This is a genomic window from Arcticibacterium sp. GJ41-1 (assembly GCF_055808875.1).
Window position 1 is genome coordinate 1,261,229 of sequence record NZ_CM147888.1, and the last position, 21,330, is coordinate 1,282,558.

16 protein-coding genes are annotated in these 21,330 nt (G+C 39.1%); 3 read left to right on the top strand and 13 right to left on the bottom strand.

The annotated features are described in order from the left end of the window. Nucleotides 1–92: 92 nt before the first annotated feature. Entirely contained in the window at nt 93–1,433 is a 1,341-nt protein-coding gene (locus tag AC0L6O_RS05065; RefSeq protein ID WP_473306795.1) for an ApeA N-terminal domain 1-containing protein, read from the top strand. On the opposite strand, the gene AC0L6O_RS05070 is transcribed toward AC0L6O_RS05065, so the two are convergent. The 5 genes from AC0L6O_RS05070 to AC0L6O_RS05090 form a co-directional block, all read right to left on the bottom strand. Beyond that, nucleotides 1,423–1,788 carry a hypothetical protein gene (locus tag AC0L6O_RS05070; RefSeq protein WP_473306796.1) on the bottom strand — a complete coding sequence of 122 codons (366 nt, stop codon included), beginning with the start codon at nt 1,786–1,788 and terminating at the stop codon, nt 1,423–1,425. The two genes, AC0L6O_RS05065 and AC0L6O_RS05070, sit on opposite strands and share 11 nt — an antisense overlap. 91 nt (nt 1,789–1,879) lie before the next feature. After that, the gene (locus AC0L6O_RS05075) at nt 1,880–2,218 is read right to left on the bottom strand and encodes a type II toxin-antitoxin system PemK/MazF family toxin (RefSeq protein WP_473306798.1); all 339 of its coding nucleotides are present in this window, start codon (nt 2,216–2,218) and stop codon (nt 1,880–1,882) included. Then, entirely contained in the window at nt 2,218–2,472 is a 255-nt protein-coding gene (gene mazE, locus AC0L6O_RS05080; RefSeq protein ID WP_473306799.1) for a type II toxin-antitoxin system MazE family antitoxin, read from the bottom strand. Before mazE ends, AC0L6O_RS05075 begins: the two co-directional genes overlap by 1 nt. 38 nt (nt 2,473–2,510) lie before the next feature. Next, on the bottom strand, nt 2,511–2,819 hold the full coding sequence (locus tag AC0L6O_RS05085) for a CcdB family protein (RefSeq protein WP_473306801.1): 309 nt from the start codon (nt 2,817–2,819) through the stop codon (nt 2,511–2,513). Then, the gene (locus AC0L6O_RS05090) at nt 2,819–3,091 is read right to left on the bottom strand and encodes a type II toxin-antitoxin system CcdA family antitoxin (protein WP_473306802.1); all 273 of its coding nucleotides are present in this window, start codon (nt 3,089–3,091) and stop codon (nt 2,819–2,821) included. Before AC0L6O_RS05090 ends, AC0L6O_RS05085 begins: the two co-directional genes overlap by 1 nt. A gap of 204 nt (nt 3,092–3,295) precedes the next feature. On the opposite strand from AC0L6O_RS05090, the gene AC0L6O_RS05095 reads away from it, so the two are divergent. Further along, nucleotides 3,296–4,249, top strand: coding sequence for a hypothetical protein (locus AC0L6O_RS05095; protein WP_473306804.1), 954 nt, complete (start codon nt 3,296–3,298; stop codon nt 4,247–4,249). Here the strand turns inward: AC0L6O_RS05095 and AC0L6O_RS05100 are convergent. Beyond that, nucleotides 4,246–4,836: a hypothetical protein gene (locus AC0L6O_RS05100; protein ID WP_473306805.1), complete on the bottom strand. Its 591-nt coding sequence runs from the start codon at nt 4,834–4,836 to the stop codon at nt 4,246–4,248. The genes AC0L6O_RS05095 and AC0L6O_RS05100 overlap by 4 nt on opposite strands. A gap of 332 nt (nt 4,837–5,168) precedes the next feature. On the opposite strand from AC0L6O_RS05100, the gene AC0L6O_RS05105 reads away from it, so the two are divergent. Beyond that, nucleotides 5,169–5,771 carry a tyrosine-type recombinase/integrase gene (locus AC0L6O_RS05105; RefSeq protein WP_473306807.1) on the top strand — a complete coding sequence of 201 codons (603 nt, stop codon included), beginning with the start codon at nt 5,169–5,171 and terminating at the stop codon, nt 5,769–5,771. Between the two features lie 121 nt (nt 5,772–5,892). On the opposite strand, the gene AC0L6O_RS05110 is transcribed toward AC0L6O_RS05105, so the two are convergent. From AC0L6O_RS05110 to AC0L6O_RS05140, 7 genes are all read right to left on the bottom strand, one after another. Beyond that, nucleotides 5,893–6,594, bottom strand: a complete 702-nt coding sequence (locus AC0L6O_RS05110; RefSeq protein ID WP_473306808.1) for a hypothetical protein — start codon at nt 6,592–6,594, stop codon at nt 5,893–5,895. Nucleotides 6,595–6,682: 88 nt separating this feature from the next. Further along, a complete protein-coding gene (locus AC0L6O_RS05115) occupies nt 6,683–7,150 on the bottom strand; it encodes a hypothetical protein (protein WP_473306810.1) in 468 nt (155 codons plus the stop codon). A 578-nt stretch (nt 7,151–7,728) separates the two neighbouring features. Beyond that, nucleotides 7,729–8,022 (bottom strand): hypothetical protein, encoded by a 294-nt coding sequence (locus AC0L6O_RS05120; RefSeq protein WP_473306811.1) that lies wholly within the window; start codon nt 8,020–8,022, stop codon nt 7,729–7,731. Nucleotides 8,023–8,025: 3 nt separating this feature from the next. Then, nucleotides 8,026–11,742 carry an RHS repeat domain-containing protein gene (locus AC0L6O_RS05125; RefSeq protein WP_473306813.1) on the bottom strand — a complete coding sequence of 1,239 codons (3,717 nt, stop codon included), beginning with the start codon at nt 11,740–11,742 and terminating at the stop codon, nt 8,026–8,028. A gap of 2 nt (nt 11,743–11,744) precedes the next feature. Next, on the bottom strand, nt 11,745–15,374 hold the full coding sequence (locus AC0L6O_RS05130; protein WP_473306814.1) for a hypothetical protein: 3,630 nt from the start codon (nt 15,372–15,374) through the stop codon (nt 11,745–11,747). A gap of 515 nt (nt 15,375–15,889) precedes the next feature. Continuing rightward, nucleotides 15,890–19,663: an NPCBM/NEW2 domain-containing protein gene (locus AC0L6O_RS05135; protein ID WP_473306816.1), complete on the bottom strand. Its 3,774-nt coding sequence runs from the start codon at nt 19,661–19,663 to the stop codon at nt 15,890–15,892. A gap of 23 nt (nt 19,664–19,686) precedes the next feature. Further along, nucleotides 19,687–21,225, bottom strand: coding sequence for a hypothetical protein (locus tag AC0L6O_RS05140; protein WP_473306818.1), 1,539 nt, complete (start codon nt 21,223–21,225; stop codon nt 19,687–19,689). Nucleotides 21,226–21,330 lie beyond the last annotated feature (105 nt).

A 21,330-nucleotide genomic window follows, 5' to 3' on the forward strand; every position in this document is an offset into this window, starting at 1 on the left:
ACCTTCAAGAGTTAGGATATAGCATTGATTATAAAGACCAATTAAATGTTAAATTATCTTATTTCCCTTCGAAATATTACACCTTGAAAAGTATGGAAAGTGAATTGTTGGGTAAAACTTTTGTCGGAATTTGGAAAAATGAAGACGGTACACTCGAACATTCTGGCTCAATCTTTTTGAATCCAGATGGTTCTGCGAGGCTGGATATTGTTAATTTTTCTTCCATTATTTTATCCATGAATGAAAAGCTGTTGAATGTAGTATACGGCGATTTTACAGAAACTTCTTCTTTGAAAGCATATGCTATTATTTTAATAAATGGTAGGCATACAAAATCAGTATTGGGGGGAGGATACAATTATTCCTTTAAATACCAATTTGCATTGATTGGGAAGGGAGACGTTAACCTTCAGAATGGCCTAGAATTCCACACGATAATGCTTTCCAGCGAATCTCTTCAGAAGAGCATGGTCACTGATGACATAGTGGTCAATCGTAAGAATAATGGCAATATTGATTATCTCTCCAATTTTTCAAAAGAGTACCCCCTTTATAGTAATGACGAGCTTAAGTTGTATCTGTGGTGGAGGATTAGATTTCCTTTGGGGAATTCAAGAGAAATTACAATCAAGAAAGATGGATGGTTAAATATTGAATTTTCAGCACCCAAAAGCTTTGACGCATGTTTAAAAACTAAAAATAGTTTTGAGCAATTCTTTACAATTTTGTCAAAAAATATGCTGTCATTTGATCTCTTTGAATTAAGATCGGGCGAAGTTAATTTTTTAGTCTTCGGCATAAAGGAAAAATACAATCATGGTTTAAACTCTTATGATTTAAATTTTCTTGTAAGAAATTCTTCAAGACTTTTTGTAAACTGGTTTAACCTGTGTTCCCGAATTGGTTTTGCTTTGGAGAACTTCCATATAGCATACGTTGAGAAAGGAGTTCCTATCAGAAACGAATTTTTAGCATTTTGTTTTTCATTGGAGCTATTTCATCGAGAGTTCTTTAAAAGGACAGAATCCTACTCAGAAAAACGCTTAAAACAAATCTCTGGAATTTTGGAAAAGTTAAAAGGAACATCACATTATGAATGGTTCAGAACTCAGGTGGCCGAAAAGCAACGTGAAATAAGTTTTCAGGACAGAGTTGCAGAACTTATCACGGCGTCAAATGTTAAAATTCAGCCAGATGAGGTTAAAGGTTTTGCAAAAAAAGTACGGGCTACCAGAGTGAAGTTTGTCCACATGAACGATAAGAATGAAGATTGTTTTACGGATGAAGAGTTAAAAAGAAACATCCAATTAATTTCGGAAGTTTTTCTTTCCGTGGTCAATAACGAACTTGTTGCTGATACCGACTCTAATAATGAATCTTATAGAAACACAACATTACTTATTTTGGATGAACAAACAAAAATTAAAGATTAAGTAAATACTCAACATTAAGCTTTCTAGCCTTGCTAACATGGCCATTCAAGATATTAAGCAAAACGGGATAACCAACCTCATGCTCAGGAGGTAGTTTCCGATATAAAGATCGTAGCTGTCCTTTAAGGAATTTCCTTTTCCATTCCAACTTAGCCAATAGAGCATCATCAAGTTCTATCCATTGATTATCGGGAAGCGGTGCGTATAGGGATAGAAGGTAATTCATGTATTCTGGTTTAAATGTTAGAATATTGCCTCTAATCCATTCTCTGATTAATTGCGAATTAAGACCTTTAGGCATTTCATGCCGGCGGTTCTTAAGTATGGCATTTGCCCCTACTCCGGTTCTTTCCATTTGTTTGGAGAGTTCTTGTATCTGATTATCTAACACGATTATCCCCTTGAAATCATTCGTAATAATGGCATTTAGATACAATTTTTTTAAGTTACTTCAAACCAAAAACAGTTTCTATTGCTTCATGAATACCACCCAGATAACGAGATTCCAAACGGCCAATTTTCTTGCCAATGCGAGAGATATCAACAGCCCGAAGTTGTTTTGCATTTACATGGCGTTCTTTATCAATACCATTTTTAGCGGTCGGTATAACATTTATAGCAAAAGGCCAATATTTATGATTAGGAAGTAAGGGAGCAACAATAATTGTTTTTGACCCATTATTGACGTCAGTGGCCTGTAATATAATGCAAGGTCGGTTTTTTCTTGTTTCAGCTCCAACCGTAGGCTCAAGGTTTATCCAATGAATATCCAGTTGATAAAACATTAAAGTCCATCCCCTACAGTGGTATCCCAGTCTTTTAGTTCCAGCTGATACTCTTGGTCTTCTGCCTCTTCAAGGTTAGCCGTATAAAGTAAGCTTTTGAGCTTTCTTTTTTTCTCGGCCAAAAGCAATGCATTAATAAACCGGCTTCTGTTGGCTTCGCCTTCGCTAATTAGAAAACCAAAAGCTTCCTGATCGAGGGTTATAGTGGTTCTGTGTGACATTTTATCATACTCCTTATATGATGATTTTATCATACAATTATTGAGTCCGTCAACTTTGGTGGTACGCCTGATTAAAATCCTTGTAATAGAAAATCTACGGCTTTCACTATTTCTAGGCGATATTCTCCTTCTAGGTTTGCAACATACTTGCCCAATGAAGTTTTTTTAATCGTACCAATATTAGCGGTTTGCATGAGGTATTTGTTGCCCTGAATAAGAAAAACTGGTGTCAGTTCTCCTAATATTTCCTTTTCATTTTTGGCCAATGGCAAAAGAGGAACCACTACCACGGTAGAGAAATCAGCGAATAAATTGGCCTGAATTTGCAATACATAATTAATCGCTTCCCCACTAAATTCAAAAACATCAAATCTAGCCATTAGCTATTATCCCACTCGGGCACAAGAAGTACACCTGTGCCTTCAACTCTTTCATTATAGGCCTGAATGGAAGACTTATACCTTTCCTTCCATTGTTCCGCTTGAGCTTGTTTTATAGCCTCTAAAATCCCAATTTCTGCGGCTCTTGAGGTATTGAGTTTCAGTGATTTTGCGTGTGCTAATATGCCTTCATCTATGGTTAAATTTATAGGTCGGCGTTTTTGTTCTGTGTGTATTTCGAGCATAGTTTTCTCCTTTTCTACTTTTTCCATTTTAACACTATTATTTATGTGCGTCAAACATGCCTATAAAAAATGGGTATGTCTTAATATCTAAAATTTAAGATAAATCCTCCCAATAATTTACAGAATCATAAACACCCTGCTCTATACTATTATATAAGACGGATAAACCGTCACGCCAAAACATAGGCATAGAGTGGAAACACTTTGAGTTACAGGGACAAGGATAAGGCAATGACAAGCGATAATTACAGACTGGTTTTTAATGATGCCGCAGGTGGAAAAACCACGGCACAAGACCCTATTCTTGACCCTGACTCCCAAGAGTATAAGAATATTCAAAGAGCGAATATTGCTGACCCTGATACCGCTTCTCATGTCCCATCCGCCTCACATTTTTCTCACACAGTCGCTCTTGAAAAGAAAAGTGCGGATGTCAGAAAAAAAGAAAATCGTGAACGCCTAAGCTGGATACAAATTATTCAACAAATCAATGAGAGTATCAATGCAAATAATAAGGCTTTGGCCGATTTAGCAAATAAAGCTTATGAAACGGCGGCGGCGGCATTAGATCTTATGAATGAAGCCATGGAAAAAGTAGATTTCTATACAAATGGTCACCAACATATTTCAGATGTTATCCAAAGTAAAAATCTCAAATTAAACAAGGATGGCGGTACAACGGATCCCGTTATGATGCAGTGGTTGCGGGATTATCAACTACGCCACCCGAATACCGAAACACCTAAAACAGAAAAGGAATGGCTAGACATTTTAACAGAACAAAACCAATTCGTAGAAACTGTAGCTATCCCTCGCTATCAACGTATTGCTGATGGCACATCTCGTATTCATCAAGATGAACTGGATTTAGCTTTAGATACTGAAAAAGCAATGAAAGGTTTTGAGGTTGAGCAAAAGCAGATTTTACAAATTGAAGATCCTGAAGAAAAAGCCAAAGCCGGTCAGGAATTGGACGCCAGACAGAAAGCAAAGAAGGCGGAGAATGAAAACATTCACAATAATAGTGTACAAGATTTGGAGAAACACCGAGAACACATGGGTAATGTCATGAAAAATGATGGAGCTCCTGATAAGCAATATGTAGACGAAGTGAAATTCTCTAGCGAGGCAAGCTTCGGCTTATCTAGATCTCCGAATTCAGGAATAGGAATACCGAAACCTTAATTCATCCCAATTGATGGTGCGGTTTCAGGATTTTTATCATGATACATCTGCTGTAATTTGCCAAAAACCTTTGGATGACTCTCGATCACTTCTTTCATTGACACATTTCCATTCCAAAGATTCCCATCGTAAGATTCTCCTCCAACATAAAACCTCATTGTAAACCCATCGCCTTCGTCTGGGACGGCTTGTTTCACAAACTTTACTGGCAATCCATAATGATCAAAATACTCTTTCAGTCCCTTTATTAGATGTTCTGGCGTAACCGAAACACCCTTATCAATTATCATATAAACACCCACAGAACGATTATTCGGTTTATATGAGGCGTCTTGAGCAGTAAAGGCATCACCTTCCAAGATTATTGGTGCGGCATTTTCAGGCTCTTTTTCATTTGTCACCGAAGCTGTATTGGCTTTGATTGTCGCTGTTGGCGTTTCTTTATAAGAATTGTCTGTAGAGGCTGTTTGAGAAAAGGAATTAAAAGGCAAAAAGGAAACTGCACCAAACAACATCCCTGCCCCCAAAGCTTTAGCCTTGGCAGGTGCGTTGCTCAAATTATCGAATATGTTTTTCAGGCTTTTCATACCATAATGCCCTTTCGGGACTATTTATATCATTCTTTGACTCCAAAAAGCAATAAATATTCACATGCACCCACTTGACTAGTTGCAAACACGCAACAGCCTTATTGTGAAGCGTTACTGGGAACTCATCGCTTAGCTGTCCGAAAATTCACTATAGTATGACAACACCTGCTTATTTTTTGCATTTTTAGGAATGAATAGGCTTGGTGATTGATTGAAAACGGTAGAAACTACCCGTTTTAAGAGAATATTTGTACAAATCGCTTGCAATTTTGACCGAGAATAGTGAATACTCGGACGGTTATATCCACGCACCAATAAAGGAGTAAATTTTGCAAGGCTATCGTAGTTTTTCCTTGATTGACCGAAGGGGTCAACGTAAGTATCTAAATGCCGCTGAACGGCAAAGGTTTTATAAAGTTATCTTATCATTATCTCTTGAAAAGAGCCTTTTTTGTCAAATGTTGTATTACACTGGAGCCCGCATCAGCGAGATATCAGAGCTACGTGTTCCACAGATTGATTTTACCGACAAGACGGTCATTCTGCGTACGCTGAAACAAAGAAAGGATGATGTCTACAGACAGATTCCTTTGCCAGAACATCTTTTAGGCCGGTTACTTGCATTTCTAGACATTAGCCGAAAAGAGCTAGGACAGTATGAGCTTGGCAATCAAAAAATATGGCCCTTTTCCGTAAGGACGGCCTCAAGAATTGTAAAAACAGCAATGAATCAGGCCAAAGTATATGGCATTTGTGCCTCAGCAAAGGGTCTTAGGCACGGCTTTGCTGTTCATGGTGTCACAAAAGTGCCTTTAACCCAGATTCAGATCTGGATGGGACATTCCTCTGTGGAGACTACTGGCATATATTTACAGGTAAGCGGCCTAGAAGAACGTGAATGGGCAGAAAAGATGTGGGATGAAGAGGACTGAGTTGGTTATCTCATAATCAGGTATTTGAGAACTTTATTAGGATTCTTAAATCCTATTTCTCTTGCTGAGAGATTGTTCTGTGAAATACCCTGAGATGCGAGATACTAAAAGAGAGATTTAGCTAGAAACTTCGAAAGACTTTTACTCCAGCCGTGAAATTGGTAGGCTCTATATAGTTTGAATTAATAGAGTTAGTCTCGTAGGTGTTACTGTTTTGAAAAGTAATATTCTGCAAGAAAGCGTCCAAACTTTTATTTTTGAAATTTCTCACAGACAGAAAATAACCCATAGAGGCTTCTATTTTATACTTCTTTAGGACTAACAATGAGTATCCAAGTCTTAAAGGGAAGTACACTACCTTAGGTTTTGTGTACCAAGTATTAGTTGAATAAGTGACTAGCCCGTTATTGGTTTCTGTTTTTTCGTATTGCAAAGCATTGATTTTGAAAGAAGTCTGAAAACCTCCGCCAAAAGAAATGTACAAATTGTTTCTCACATCAAGATCAAAAAAATATCTTTTGTAATCCAACTCAACGCCGAGCATATTGTGAAACAGCTCACTTCTTAGGTAATATGGATTGACAACTAAGAAGCCTTTTTTGCCAATTTTTCGACCATAGAATAGACCGAGGTCGTTGGAATTCTTTATGATGTAATCATATTGATTTCTAATTGGTATAAAGAGCTTGTAAGAAATGCCAACTTGGTTTTTTTGGTCGGCCAAAGAAAAATCTTGTGCTTTTAACGAAATGCTAGCAAACAATATAGATAATAGAATAAATGTGTGATTTAGCGGATTATTGCTTACAATTCGTTTATGCATTTTTTTCATTTGAATAAGCACAAAGTTAGGAATTTTGATTCATCGTGTTAGTGTTGATAACCTCTACCGCTTTCTTTTAGTATATCGGCTAAAAACTCACTATTGTTCCCACCCTATTAGAGCTTAGCTCTACTCGCATGGAAACTTTTCTACTCTGTATATTCTTATTATACTCGGAGATCAAAGTCTTCAAACTATTATTAGCTCCTGAATTTACAATCAAACCGACACCAAGAACACCCAGGCCGCCTGCAAGTAGGCCGCCGTTCAATTTACCACCACCTATTGCTCCACCTACTGAATAGCCAGTAGCGAGTCCTCCAGCAAAAGCTAAAACATTTGCAAATCCTCTTTGTGATTTATATTTGTTGAACGTTGTGGTTAATTCTTGTGAATTTTCCGTATTAAGTGCAAGGCTTATTTCATTGGGCGTCTTTAATGCTAACCCATTTACTGAAACTTTTCCTCCTTTTAAATAAATCGCTTCCTGTCCATGGGATAAAAAAGGTACTACCATTATAAAGCAGAGTGCAAATAGAGTTGATGAATTTATCATTTTATTCAATTGTTTTAATTCTTTTAATATTTTCCAATTTTCTGTTGCTTTGAAGGAAAATATAAGCCGATAGCGTAGGTAAGCATAACAGGAGTATTTCCACCCTCTCTATACCATTTATATTGAGAAAAAACTTCTGGGTTTCTATAGGTTATAAATCCGAGTCCTAGTTGGGCGGTAAGCAATTTCTTCGCTCGCCATATAAACGCTGGCCCAATTGCCGACTGAGAAGTTGGTGAAGCCTCAGACCCAAATCCCTGGTGCCAATATAATAAAGAAAAAAACGAAGAAGCGGGTGTCTTCTTAGGATGTACATTGATACCAAAGCCATAGCCTAATATCCCGACTCCGCCTTGAACTCCAAAACCTCCTGGTGTAACTATTTCTAAATCTGCACCAATAGTGACCCGCCGCCCTCAAGAAGACCTACGGTAACAACAGTACAAATCACTCTGTTTTCCACAACCCTTTCTTGTGCTAGTACTCCTAAAAATGAAAAAAATAGAAACAGAATAGTTATTAAAAATTTCTGAAGTTTCATCACATGAATTATTTTGAATGATTCAATAATTTACAATTTAATCAATAAAAATTTTTGTTAATGTCGCATCCGAAAAATATTCGACTTTTATATCAGGAATTTCCCATTTTAGATTATGTGCTATCTCCTTTCCCTTTTCATCCAGAGCTAATACTTTATCTTCCCTAGAGTACTCATAGTACTTTTCCTCTTCGTATGCGATTAACCAACTACGTAATTTTTTTAAAAACTTCTTACTAAGGTTCAATTTTTCAGGCTCTATATATCCTCCCTCATATTTGTCCCTAATTCCTGTCCCTCCAGAATAGCCATCAATTATTAAATATTTCATATTCTACCTTATTGGTCTAAAAAATCTGTGATCTATTATTCCACTCTTTGTTAATCCTATTTCGAACACCCCTGTTTTATTATTCATTGTTCCTGCTTGTTGAAAAATTTTATACCCATTTTTCTTTAATAAAGGTTCGACCTTTAGTATAGCATCGTCAAAAGAATAAGGGAAATTGTGGCTAAGAGGGTCTTCAAGTGCTCTTAACCTTACTCTTTCTGCATATTTAAACCCATGTGTAAAAGCTTTTGAAGATTGCTTTGCCCCCCTTCTTAAAAGACTACCAAAGAAACCAGCACCATATTTAAGTCCAACCCCTAAGCCCTTAAATATTGCCTCTCCTGTTAACAATTCCTCAAAAAAGTAATTAGGCTGTACTGCCCCAGTACCTGCATAAGCCAAACGCTGACCTTTGACAACTACACCCGCTAAATCAATAGGATTGTTACTTGAGCCTTTGGGGTCTATTTCTGCTAAAAATGGCTGACCATGAACATACCTTGACGCCGCCAAATGCTGCAAGCCACCTGCAGCTACGCCACTTATACTACCCCAAAGTAAGCCATTCAAAGCACCTCGGCCAATGTCCTGACCAGCCAGTCCGGCAAATGCTCCACCTCCAAATGCTCCACTTGCCGCTCCGGCAGTACCATAGGCCACAGCCGCTTGCCCTAGATTCACGCCACTTGTAGCAGCAGTTGAAAAACTATTTAAAACACCTTGTCCTATTCCAGCTGTAGCAACACCAATGCCTGCCCCTGCTAAGATATATCCCGCCATTCCCCAGCCTTTAGCACCCTGAGATTTTCCTATTTGATAACCGCTAAAACCGCCTAATACTCCGCCAATAATAAAATTCCAAACCTGTCCATCTGGATCTATACCATTAACGGGGCTATTCCCCATCCCCACATATCCAGAAGCAAATTGATTTTTGGGGTCTATGGAATTAAATCTACCCGTAAAGGCATCGTACTGCCGTGCATGAAAATCTGAGGTATTATAACCAAAGGCATCTACATATTCTTTTCCTTGAAAGAGAAAGTCCCAATCTCCTGTAACACCAATACCCGTTAATGCTTCACCCCATGCACCATAATGGGTTTCTTGTACGATGGCGGTACTGTCATCAATCCTTTGAAGAATAAGCCTTGTGTTTCCTAGATGATCGGTAATGAAAAACTGATAATCAGGTGAATCAAAAATTGTGGTGTCGGAGTAAGAATTCCCTAAAGTGTCAGACCATGTAAAAATGCTTGTGTCTTTCTTGTATAAGGCAATGCCTTCATCATGAAAGATGGTCTTTAAAGTATCATTCCTATAAATCAGATCCCCTATGTAATCTGTTTTAACGGTATCTGTTCCTGAAATTAGGTACTGGCTTAGTTTCCCTCCTTCAGCATCATAGATGTTTTCAATGAGTTGGCTTAGACCAAAGTGTATCTTGTTTGGTAAACCTAAGTAGTTGTATTCAATCAGCGTAATACCCTTATTGGCATCGCTCTTCATACTACCATCATCGTAATACGTATAATCTACTGCGTTGCCATTGTCTTTGTGCCCAAGACTTGTGCTTGCCGCATCTGTGATACCCTGAAGCCTATTGCCTATGGTGCTGTTAAGGTAGGTGTAAGAAAGGTTATCTATACCGCCCCAAGTGCTGGCCGCAGTAAGTCCGTTTCGTTGCAAACTGTTGATATTCCCGTTGGGGTCATAACTTACAGCGGGTAAGCTGTAGTTTTCTGCCCCTTGTCCTGTGTAGGAAGCCGCACTCAGACGGTCATAACCATCATAAGCATAAGTAAAAGACCTAGCCTCTGCTGTGCTTGTAGCGGTATTAACGGTTTCCCAACGCTGCTTATTCAGTTTTCCATTATAAGTTTGAGCCGTTTCAAAATAATCTAGACTCAGTGCAAAGAGGTCATGTTCTGTAGTATCTAAAGAGCCATTATTGATGCTTTTGAGTTGCCCAAGGATATTATATGCATAGTCCACTTTTTGGATATATTCCCCTGCAACCTTCGCTAGGTAAACGCCATTTGTTGCCGTGTATGTGCCTGGTAAAAGGTTAACTGATTTTCCGGCTAAGTCAAAAGTCTGATCAGGAATAGCCGCACTGCGAATAATGCTTGTTTGCCCTCCGGCATTCAATTTCTTGGCTACCATTCTGCCGATACCGTCATATTCATAGCCCGCTATGGCTTCTGGTTCAGCATTATTCACCTGATGATACGCCCGTAACAATCGCCCTACATGGTCGTAGGCATAGTATTTACGGATTTGTAAGGTATCAGCATTAGGTTTTCTGTAGATACTGCGTTCTTCCAGCAGATCCCCTGCAAAATTGAGTACGGCATCGGTTTGGTTAATTCCTCCAAAGCGATTTTCGGTGTGTGTTTGAATAGGTCTGCCCCGATCATCGTAATACACCACCGATTTGAGCATTTGCCCATTACCAAGGTTTTTAACCAAGCTTCCTGTGGTCATGCCTTTGGTGCTTGTCCATTGGCTGCTTTTATAAGTCTGATAATTAAGAGCCGTATTGCCGACCCAAGTATAATCATCATAGTAAATGACATTATTTACATCTGTAGACGCAAGGGTAATGCTGCTTGGAAAACTTCGATTAGAATACCCAAACAGGTTACCGCCTGCCGTGCTTCGCTCTTCAAACTGTTCGCTGGCCGTAAAGGCTAAAAACGCATTTTGAATAGTACTGCGGCTGTCTGCACTGGTATATGTGCCACTCATGAGGGTTCGCCCGTGGCCATCGTATTTAACCCATACCCATAGGTTTGATTCACGCTGGCGAGCATCCTGTGATAGCACCAGCTGATCCAATTCGTTATAGATGCTGTATGTCCATCCTCCGCCAGGAACATGCGTTTCTACGGCTCGCCCTCTTCCGTCGTAATGTGTGGCATAGATACCTTCCTCAAAATAACTGCCTGTTTCTGTAAAGGTATTTTGGTTGTTAAAGGCCTTTGGCGGTACAATGTAACAAAGTCGTCCTATAAAATCATAGACATAGGCCGTACTTAAATAGGTGCTGCTGTTACGGTCTTTTTGCTGTACCAACAGCAAACGACCAGATTTTCCGCCTTTGTATTCCAAAATGGTATTTCCATCTTCATCTACCAGTGTGGTTTTTATCAAGTCACCATTGCTGTAGGTCTGTGTGCCGTCAATCGTTCCGTTTGATTGAATCACATATTTACGGATTCCCGCTCCGGCTGTTTCATAGTTTTGTACCACCCCTTTTTTACTCCCTGCCTGAAAAGCCTGACCCGGAGCAATACTTTTGATGGGACTACTGAAAGGAGAAGCATCATAACTATCCACCTCACTAAAGGGAGCAATATCGTCATAAAAACTTTGAGCTAAGGCGGCATAACCGCTCTGAAAAGCTCCACTTTGACTACTGGCCTGTGTAGGTAAATAGCCATATTTCGGCCGGCCTAGTGCATCCAGTTCCGATGTGCCTTGAATCATATCAAGGCTGTCAGGACTTGTTCCAAAGGATACCTGTTGTATACCTCTGCCCATGCCATCAAGATAGCTTATGGTTGTGATGCCCTTTGTAGGGTCGCTCAGGTCAGCGGGATTGGTCGTAGCAATCCGTGCTCTACTGCTTTGGATATACAATTTACTGGTGCTAGGCTGTAACTGTGCATGTGCCCAACTGGAAAGGAGAAGGAAGAAAAACAGTAACCTTTTCATAGTTATGGACATTTAGTTAGTGAACCGAAACTCCATTGTGTATGGTCTTCTGCCGCTCGATGCCAAAAGCCTTGTGGGCCGCCCGTATCGTAAGGCACGGTCACGTTGTAACCACTATCACCAACATTGGCTTTATACCAATTCACATTATCAACTGAAAATTCTGCATAAGAATCTGTCGCCAAGCCGCTCACTGAAACAAAAAAATCACAATTACCTGCATTATTCGTGCAAGAATTACTGCTCCAAGTTAAGGGGGGACTGGTGGTGCAAGAAGCATGATAATCCTGAGAAATTACCGTGGCCAAATTGTCAGAAGCTCTAGCCTTGAAATTCTGATAGGCATTCGTTGGGCTAAGGGTCAACGTGTAGGCTGTTGCTCCCGAATTGGCCGCTTGCCAGGAGCCGCCACCATTGGTGCTGAACTCAACGGTCGAGCCTAGCTCTAAACCAGATACGCCCATTGTTAGGCTAATTTGTCCGCCAGAACAAAGTTTAGAACGCTGGCTGTTATCCCATAATAAGTTAGAGACTTGAGGGGTAACATTGACATTATAGGCTTGTGTGCTGATTACCCTATTATTATGGTCTCTGACATTCAGTAGACGATTAGTCCCCGCCTGATACGTATAACGACTCTCCATTAAGTTAGGGCTAATCTTCTTAGTCACCCCTTGAAAAACTTTCCCATATTCTACCGTTTGTCTAAGTGAGTCGCTCTTACCACTATTAGAAGTGCCACTTAAAGCCAAAGTACCCGTAGCATCATAGGTTTGCATTGCTTTTGCTCCGTATTTAATTTCTGAGCTGAGGGGCATACCTTTTGTATTGTAAGTTAGGGTAGCCGTCCGAGCTGTGCCATAATCGCTGTCTTTGTCCATCAGGTAATTGGACTCATTATAAGTCACCTCCTGAAAACTAGCTTTAGGAATACTTCTCAACGCATAGGAGCTGTTGGGCAAAGTATTATAGGCTGAATTTGCCGGATAATAGTTTTGATACATGGCCTGTACGGTCTGGTCATTCATCTTTGTCAGGCTTTCTACCGAATAACTATAAATGTGTTTTTCGATTGCTTCAAAAATACCTCTAGACTCATAGTTCATGGGCGGAACAATGGTTACAATGGAATCTCTATAGCATAAGGGATGCGGGCAAACTCTGTCTTCACATTCAGGGTCGCAGAAGTTAATGATGTAGGAATCGAAGTTAAAATCAGCGGTGTATTTAGTTAGGTTTTCAATGGCTGTGCCCGCTTCATCGTTGGTGGTAATTTTAACAGGCATATTGTGCTTGCCCTTGTAGGTGTTTTTATACGCCGTGGGCATTTCATCTTTATAGGTATAGTCCACCTCTTGAACGATTGGTGTACCCGTCCCATCCCTTGAAAATTGCTTGCTTAGCTGGCTTTCAGGGCGATATTTTCTAAAAACTTCGTAGTAAGGTATTGTGGTAGTAAAGTAACCACTACTAAAGTTTTGTTGGTAAAACTTAGCTGAATAGGTGCTGTCATATTTTATGCCTCCATTGGCGGTATAGCCATAGTTTTCTATTTGAAGTGTATCATTGCTTTGATTGTAAACCTCTTTCTCTAAAAGCTGTCCTAAACTAAAATCATGACTTAGGTTAAAATAGACTGGGTTGTAATCACAAATACCACTACAGGAAGGAACTTTAATACTTCCCTCTGTTTCGTCCTGATCAAAATACCAGACTACTTTCCCTGTTTGAATAGTATTGTCAGAAGAACTTGTTTTTTCCGTTACCCGACTATAACCAACCGATGGCCTGCCTGATTCTGCCAAAAGTGAAGCATAAAGTTCTGAGTGGGTAAAATAATTTGGATATTGAACAACTCTATAAATGGGCTTTATAAAAAGAAATCCAGAAGAGCCTGAGCCTGCGGCATTTAGGTACTCATATGTTTTTTTAGTCTCCTGATTCCGAACTAAATCTTTGTAATGAATTTCTTTGATTCTCAATCCCCCAACTGGTGGACTATAATTATAGGCTTCATTGGCTTCGTAGGTAAAACTGGTCTCACTTCCTGCCGTATGAGCAATTTTGGAAAGTACATGTTTTGGGGCAAAAGCAAAGTCAACCGAACGATCGCTGCTACAGCTGGTGTTTGTGTTCAAATAATCCACCCCAATTAACCCTTTGGTGTTTGTTTCCTTTCCGTTGGCATATCCCCAGTGATCCACACCATAACTAAATCTACTGGCCAATGTATCTGACTCGTTCAGGTAGCTAAAATTGTAGGTGGTATTGTCAGGCATGGACAAGGAACTTAGTTTTAACCGCTTTTTATGAGTGCTTCCTACATCACCGCTGACATAGCCAGACGGTAAGGATTGAGTATCTTCTCCATTAAAATAACCGTAATTAAATTGGTAGCTTGAATAGATGGTCGGACTGGCCTCATTGTCGGAAACCTGTATGCTCAATAGTATCTTAGCCGCTGACTGACTGGTAGGAGCATTGCCCCAACTGTCTATATCGTATCGGACCCCACCTGTAATTGTGCAAACTGTGTCCGGCGGAGAAACCGAATAATCTGTGCTACAAGTTTCCAATCCAGCATTGAAAACAATTTTTATGTGCGGGCTAGAAATCTGAGAAATTTGAGCTCCACGAACATAAACTTTATTTAGTTTTTTGCTAACACTGGAAGGACAAGACCCCTCTTCCTGGTTTTCAGCCAATTTATAATAGGTGTAAGCAATACGGTCGTATTCAAAATTGATAACTTCACCATATGGCGATTCTATTTTTGAACAATTCCAGGCACTAGCTAATAAGCTGTTATTTAGAAAGCTCAAGAAATTACTACCACCTGGATAAAAACCATTGTTTTGTGCATCCTTGACTTCTACTTCGGTCGTTTCTTCTACATTCGCAATAGGGAAATAGAGCAAAGAGCCATCAGCCATGGTGAACTTAAATTCCGTGAATTTACGGGCATAATGGTTAGACCCACTTTCATTTGGATTGTTGATCCATTGTACCTCTACTTTAATATCAGCTTCAGGGAAAAAATGTGGCCGCTTATAACGGTCAAACATGAATTTATATGTGCCCGAAGGTGTATTCAAAAAGAAAATGTCCGCCTCTTTATCCTGCGTGATATCGGAAAGAGTTAGAGATGTACCATAAAAATAATAACCCTTTCGTCCTACATTGTTGTTTAAGCTGCCTTCATCTGGAAAGCCTCTGACTATTCTAGAAAGCGTTGGTATTCCGCTTAATTCCCATCCCAAACCTGTCCATCCAGATAAAGCATGTGTACGTATGGTACTAGGGTTATAATTTAAGCCTAAGGAAACGCCTACCCGCCCTTCGGACATTCCTGTTAGGGGAATGTTGATTTGGGGCGTACCTGTATATAAATTAACAGGGATGTCCTGAATCGCATTAGCTCGGCTTGTTTCTGGAGATGGGCTAGCAATGTTATAACCAACACCAACGGAAGCGGTTGTCGGGTCTTCAGAACTGTTCTTAACAAAGATAGAAATAGGTTCTTCTAAAGGCGGGTAATAAGGTACGGGCTCAACCCGGTGTCTAATCTCTTGAGCAAAAGAGCCGTCATAAATACAGCAGAGCAGTAAAAGAATTGGGATTTTCTTTATCATTGTTGTGATTGCGATTATCCTCTTGGCAACCCACCAATCAAAGAACTAGATATGATATGGGGCGGTAGCATGGAGGCATCGGTGAATTTTAAGCTTTAATCCATGTGACATTTAACAAATGGATTGGGTTAGGTGCTTTCGCAAATTATTTTTCTGGAAGTAAGTTATTTAAATACTTCCTATCTCTCCAAATAATTAGAAATAAATTGATTATTCGGTAGGCTCACAAAGACAAACGGCTTTTAGAAAGTGAAGGGTTCTTAATCCTTTTCTTTAACAAATCGTTCAAGTCCTTGATACTACCATACAAATCATATTTGTCCTGAATATTTTCACCCCCCTCCTCCATGAATTTGATACCCACTTTTTTTGCTTCTATCGTTGTCGAGGTAAAGTTTATATTTTGATACGAACCGTTTTGGATGTGTTCCAAAAGCTCTGTTGCTGTTGTATAAAATAACAAAAGGCTGCCTCAAAATGGAGAGACAGCCTCTTGTTGCTCAGAGATTACATTCTTACTCTATAACGACTCTTGTACTTCCTGTTTTACCATTCGTAACTGCTTGAATAAAATAAGTCCCGGGATTAATGTTTTTAATATTTAAATCCTCAACGGTCAGTCCGGCTTGTCCTGTAAAGGCATGCTCAAAGTGCTTTCTTCCAAGAAGGTCTAATAGGTTAAGCGTAACCAGCTCTTCTTGTTCTAAGTTAATATGTACCTTAAACCTTCCTGAATTTGGATTTGGACTTACGGTAATAAAAGGTAATTCCGCTTCCTCCGTTTCTCTAGCCTCTTCCAAATTACCCATTCTTACACCAGAAGGGCAACTTGCACTTGCTAAAGAAAACAAACGGTAAGGCTGAAACCCTTGTGTATTATCTCCACACATTTGAAGATTGTTCAAAGAACCAGCTCCTTCATGATCCCAAGTAGTACCGTTCGAGGCAAAGAATCTGAAATCATTCCCATTCATGTCAAACTGCCATAGTTGGTTGGATTGACCACTGGAGGTAGTTCGTTTTATTCTTGCTCCACAATACATGTCTGTAGCGTAAAGAAACTTGCCACTCCCTTCACCAGAAGTCACCTTCCAATTTACATTGTCCGAACTGGTAAATTTCCAAATTTTATTGCTCCCAGAATTACCAGATTGGAATTCGTTAAAATCACCTCCAATGGCCGTTAGGTAATTATTGTTAGAGTTTGATTTAATCGTGTAACATGCTCCATTCGTTATTGGGCCAGAACTGTTGTTGTTATACGTAGAATAGTAATGTGTACCATTTGATTGATATAAATAGTAACCAGGTGGCGTATTAAAGGTAGGCGTATTAGCGTTATTCGGACCTTCAAGACCACCGTATTGGGAATAAATCATGCCCCAACAGGAATTATTGAAGTCGTTGCTGTAGGAGGTTGTGAAATCGCCTCTTGTAAGCATTTCTGAGGCTCTAACTACAAATTCGTCATACTGTGAGCCATTCACATTAACTTTTTGGGTTAACCAATACTGATTATTGAAAAATCGAGCGAAGAAAGAATCTCCAGTTACTGTCCAAACTCCCATATAAAGATTATTTGATAATGGAGCACAATTGTTTGAATTAGTAACGGTAACGGTTACAGTTCTATTTGCACTTGATTGTGAACCGCTTACACATTTGACAGTATAATTTGTAGTTGTACTAGGGTATACAGTCACAGGAGAACCTGTCTGATTAGTACTCCATGTTACAGTCCCTTGGCTACATGTGGCAGATAAACTTGAGGGTGAATTAGCAGTTACGGGTGTGGGGTTGGCAAAATAATTGGTTGGTTCAGGAACATTGTTTGAGCCTCCTCCTCCAGAACCACTTAGATAAACGTTAACCCAATCAGCCCAATCGCCCCACTGGCCATCTCCTGTCTCGTTAGAAATTAATTCTAAAGTACCACCACCAGATACATTAACTGAAAAATCTTCTGCGGCTGAATTTATACTGTGTATCCCACTAGACCAAATTACAGAACCATTCAGTTTAATTTGAAAGCTACAGTTCATTGGTCCACAGGCACAGTTATCAGCTCCATCATCTCTTCCCACTTTACCGTTAAAAAAGCTATAGCCAGAAGGAATGTTATAAACAATACTACCTTGAGCAGAAGTTCCTATGCCTTGCGTATATTGAATTCCGTTAATGTACATATCATTGCCAGCGATATTAGTTCCGTTAAAGTTAGTTGTAAGATAGCTTTGGGAATAGGAGACGGGCGTAAGAGTAGTTAAAGAGACTTCTGAAACGGAGGTTCCCGTTTGTGAAATTGTCAAATTCCTGTCTGGTACAGTGTTGCTTCTGTCTCGAATAATTAGGGTATGAGATCTGGTAGAAGTGGAGGTATTAGGTGATGGATTAAGATTTAAGGGAGTCGTTCCAAATCCCCCTTCCTGAGTATTAATGGTTACCCAAGAAGGTGCGTTTATTACATCCCAAACCACCCCGTTAGATTCTACCAGAATGTCCTTACTAACATAATTAGAGGAAGGGAAACTTAGTGATGTTTGAGAAAGCGAGACATTTCTTGCTAAGGCGTCAGCATTATTTCTTGAAATAAATGGTTGAGAAATTTTTAAATTAGGCAAATCCCAGCCATCTGTTGCTGTATCAGTATCATTTGTCATGTAACAGATATATGTATCGGGGTCGTTGGAATTTAAAACTTCCTTAAAGTTATTTGTCGTAGGAGTAACCTCACCAATCCCCTGACCATTCTTGCACCAAAAATATTTAGAGTAACCAGCCGGTGCTGTTATTTTGTACCCCCCCGATATGGAACTAACAGTAAGAGTTTCAAGAGAGCTTATCGGGTTTAAATTATTTGTTGCCGCAAACTTATGAGTACCGTTCCCATTATACAATTGGTTAAACCATAGATCACTTAATTTGAAAAGACCATCTGAGCCAGTAGAAGTTTCAGAATTCGTATTACCTGAATCGTTTCCTGAGAAATGAATTCTCTGATGTTTAGCTCGATATGATTCCTTATATAAGTCAGTTTCAGGACCTGCATATACATGAATACCCTGAACTGCTGAGTTTTGCGAATTAATTATCCCAGGGGAGGTGGAGATATGCGATAGATCACCTCTTATTGCCGGGTAATCAGCGTTTTCAGCGGAAAAAGTAGGATCAGGATCGGCCCAAAATTTATTCGATCCTAGTGTTCTATAACTTGTTCTAGCTATAACCCAATTTAAATCTGTACTGTTACTAGAACCAGTAGCAGCTCGACTCCATGTTATTAATTGATTTAATGCACCGGTATAGTCAGTGAGGTAGGTACTAGAATTATTTGTTGATTGTCGACCAGAAAACAGTTTTGTGTCATCTTCACCTTGTTGCCAAAGAACGGCTCTTAAACCTGTCGCCTTTCCCAAAGTTTGAATTAGACTTCGCATTATTTGGAAAGTGGGTTTGTTATTATCGGTATACGAGATTCCTGTGGAGGTTAGATCTCCGGTCCAATCTGCTATAGCCGTGCCCGGTTTAGCTACATTAAATAACGCTACAGGGGTTCCTGTTGAAGCCACTTTGTTTGCAAAAGGAACCCATGACCACGAATCTCTTCCATTTGGGAAAATTCCAGAGCCGGTCTGACTAGCAGTGTTATTTTCTAGCTTCGAAAATCCAATTTGGTTAAATGAACTTACGCCAGTAGGCAGACCTTTGATATTAGTATTATTTAAAGTACCGGAGTTAGATGGCAAACCCCTTACCGCATCATGCTGTTGAGTTCCAGCAAGAGTGTAGGATTGTAAGATATTCGCTTCTTCCTCACTTTCATCCTCATCTATTCCTCCGTAACCCGAAGCATTAGATTGACCGCTTATTAAATACACATCCCCAACACCAAAGGTGATTTGATGGCAAAGATACACGTTCAAGCCTACGTGTGGTCCAAAAGTTATTTTGTACCATCCTTTTGATAGATTGGATATGGAATCATTAATTAATTTGTAATAGCCCGCCTGAAGGCCAGGACTAAAGCCATAACCATAAATTTTAGGTATGCTAGTATTGACCTGTCCATTTTGATTGTTCAAAGTCTCTATATAATATCCGAATCCACTATATGTTGTGGCGTCAATACCACTGACTATAGCTGAAAAAGGAATGTCCGCAGAACCATTGTTTTGTTGAAAAACCATTCCATTTAAAGGAAAAGTAATGCGTGTGGTTTGTGTAAACCCGATTACGGAATTTAGGCATATAGCAAGTATTGCTAAACTACTTTTTAGCGTAAATTTCATTTTAAGTTGGTTTAAGTGAAGATTTAATTTTCTAAATAGAATCGAGTTTCAATAAGAGGAATATCTGTCTCGTATTTCTTGTTAATTGCGTTTATAGTTTCATTTGCAATTATGGCTTGGCCAAAAGCTGTTGGATAAATTCCGTCTAAGGAAAAAAAGTTGCCTTCAGGCCAGCTAGGATTTACAGCGACTCCATCGTTTGTGACATATTTTCCTTCTAGTATTTTGCGATATAGAGTAAGTAGGTCAACTTTGGCCAAATTATAACGCTCAGCCATCATGTCTATTTTTTCGTCGTATTTTATAAATCTATCATAATCCCTTGCTCTAGCTAAAACATAACTTTGCCTTGAAATAGGTGGATTAGGCGGGATTCCTGATTTTAATGAAATATGCACTTTGGGACTAAGTAAGGAATCTATCTGAGAGACGGGCATTAAATGAACTTTTTCTGCGTTACTTGGATATGGCCCAATATCTTGAATTACAACAGACTGAGAACCAAAAATTTTCTCTACTTCAAGAGGGTTTATCGAATTGAAATATGGCAATTCCCAATAATTTGGCATGTTATATACTACTCCCTTATGAACCAACTCTTTTTCGAATAGTGTTCTCAAAAGTTTTACATCGGAATCAATTTTTGAATAAGAGTACTGGTCTGGATCCAACTTATCTTCAGTAAAGATGTATTCTTTTTGATTAATAAATTCACCTTTACCAAAAGGGATATCATAGGCCTGAGGTAGATTACCTTTACGAAGTTCGCCGAAATTCATTAAAACAAGGTCATACTTTTTGGTTTGAAGTTTCTCAAGTATGGTACTCTTTTTTTCCTTTATAAAAATTCTTCTATAAAGTTGAGATTCTAAATAGTGGATGGGTTCGTTTACAACATTTTCTCCTGAATAACTATAGTCCGATGTCATAGTTGCAACTAATAGTTTTCCGGCTGTCATATTAAGATAGGAGAAATTATCTATTTCTGTATTCTCAGAGCCCTTTAATTTTATACCCATTTCGTCACTAGCTGTAATTCCAGTATTATTGTTTGCCAATTTAAATTTGGGCGTTGGACCTCCAGTGTAATTTTCCTTAGATCTAACCATTCTCCCAACCCCGTTGTAGTCTGAAGGGAAAAACTTAGGTTGCTTAAACGCTATATTCATTTGTTTGGCGACTAAAGCTGGATAGGAGGTTTCAATTCCTTCGTTGAAATATCCACCATCTCTAAAACCCGCGGCGGCTCCTCCTCCAAATGCGGCCATTTTCACTTCTGTATCTAAATCTAACGGGTTTTTAATATTTCCGAGTTTCCTAGGTTCTGTGCTTTTTGGTGAAGAAAGTGGTTGTTTGTAGCGTACCAGAGTATCTCCGAGAAATATATAAGACCTAGAATTGGGCAGTTTATCTTTATTTATTTCGTAAACCTTTTCAATCCTATTATCAATAGTGTCTCCATCAATAACGGAGAATGATAAATCAGGGATTTCGGGTAATAAATCAGCGGAATTACAACTTATCATGGAAGCGGTAATAAAAGCAGTTGCGAGAAATGTCATTATGTATTTGTTATTCATTGTGAACGATAAGATTTATACGTATAAATTTAGCTTATTATACTCATTCAAAGGTAACTAGCCCGTGTAGCTTGCTTGAAGAATAAA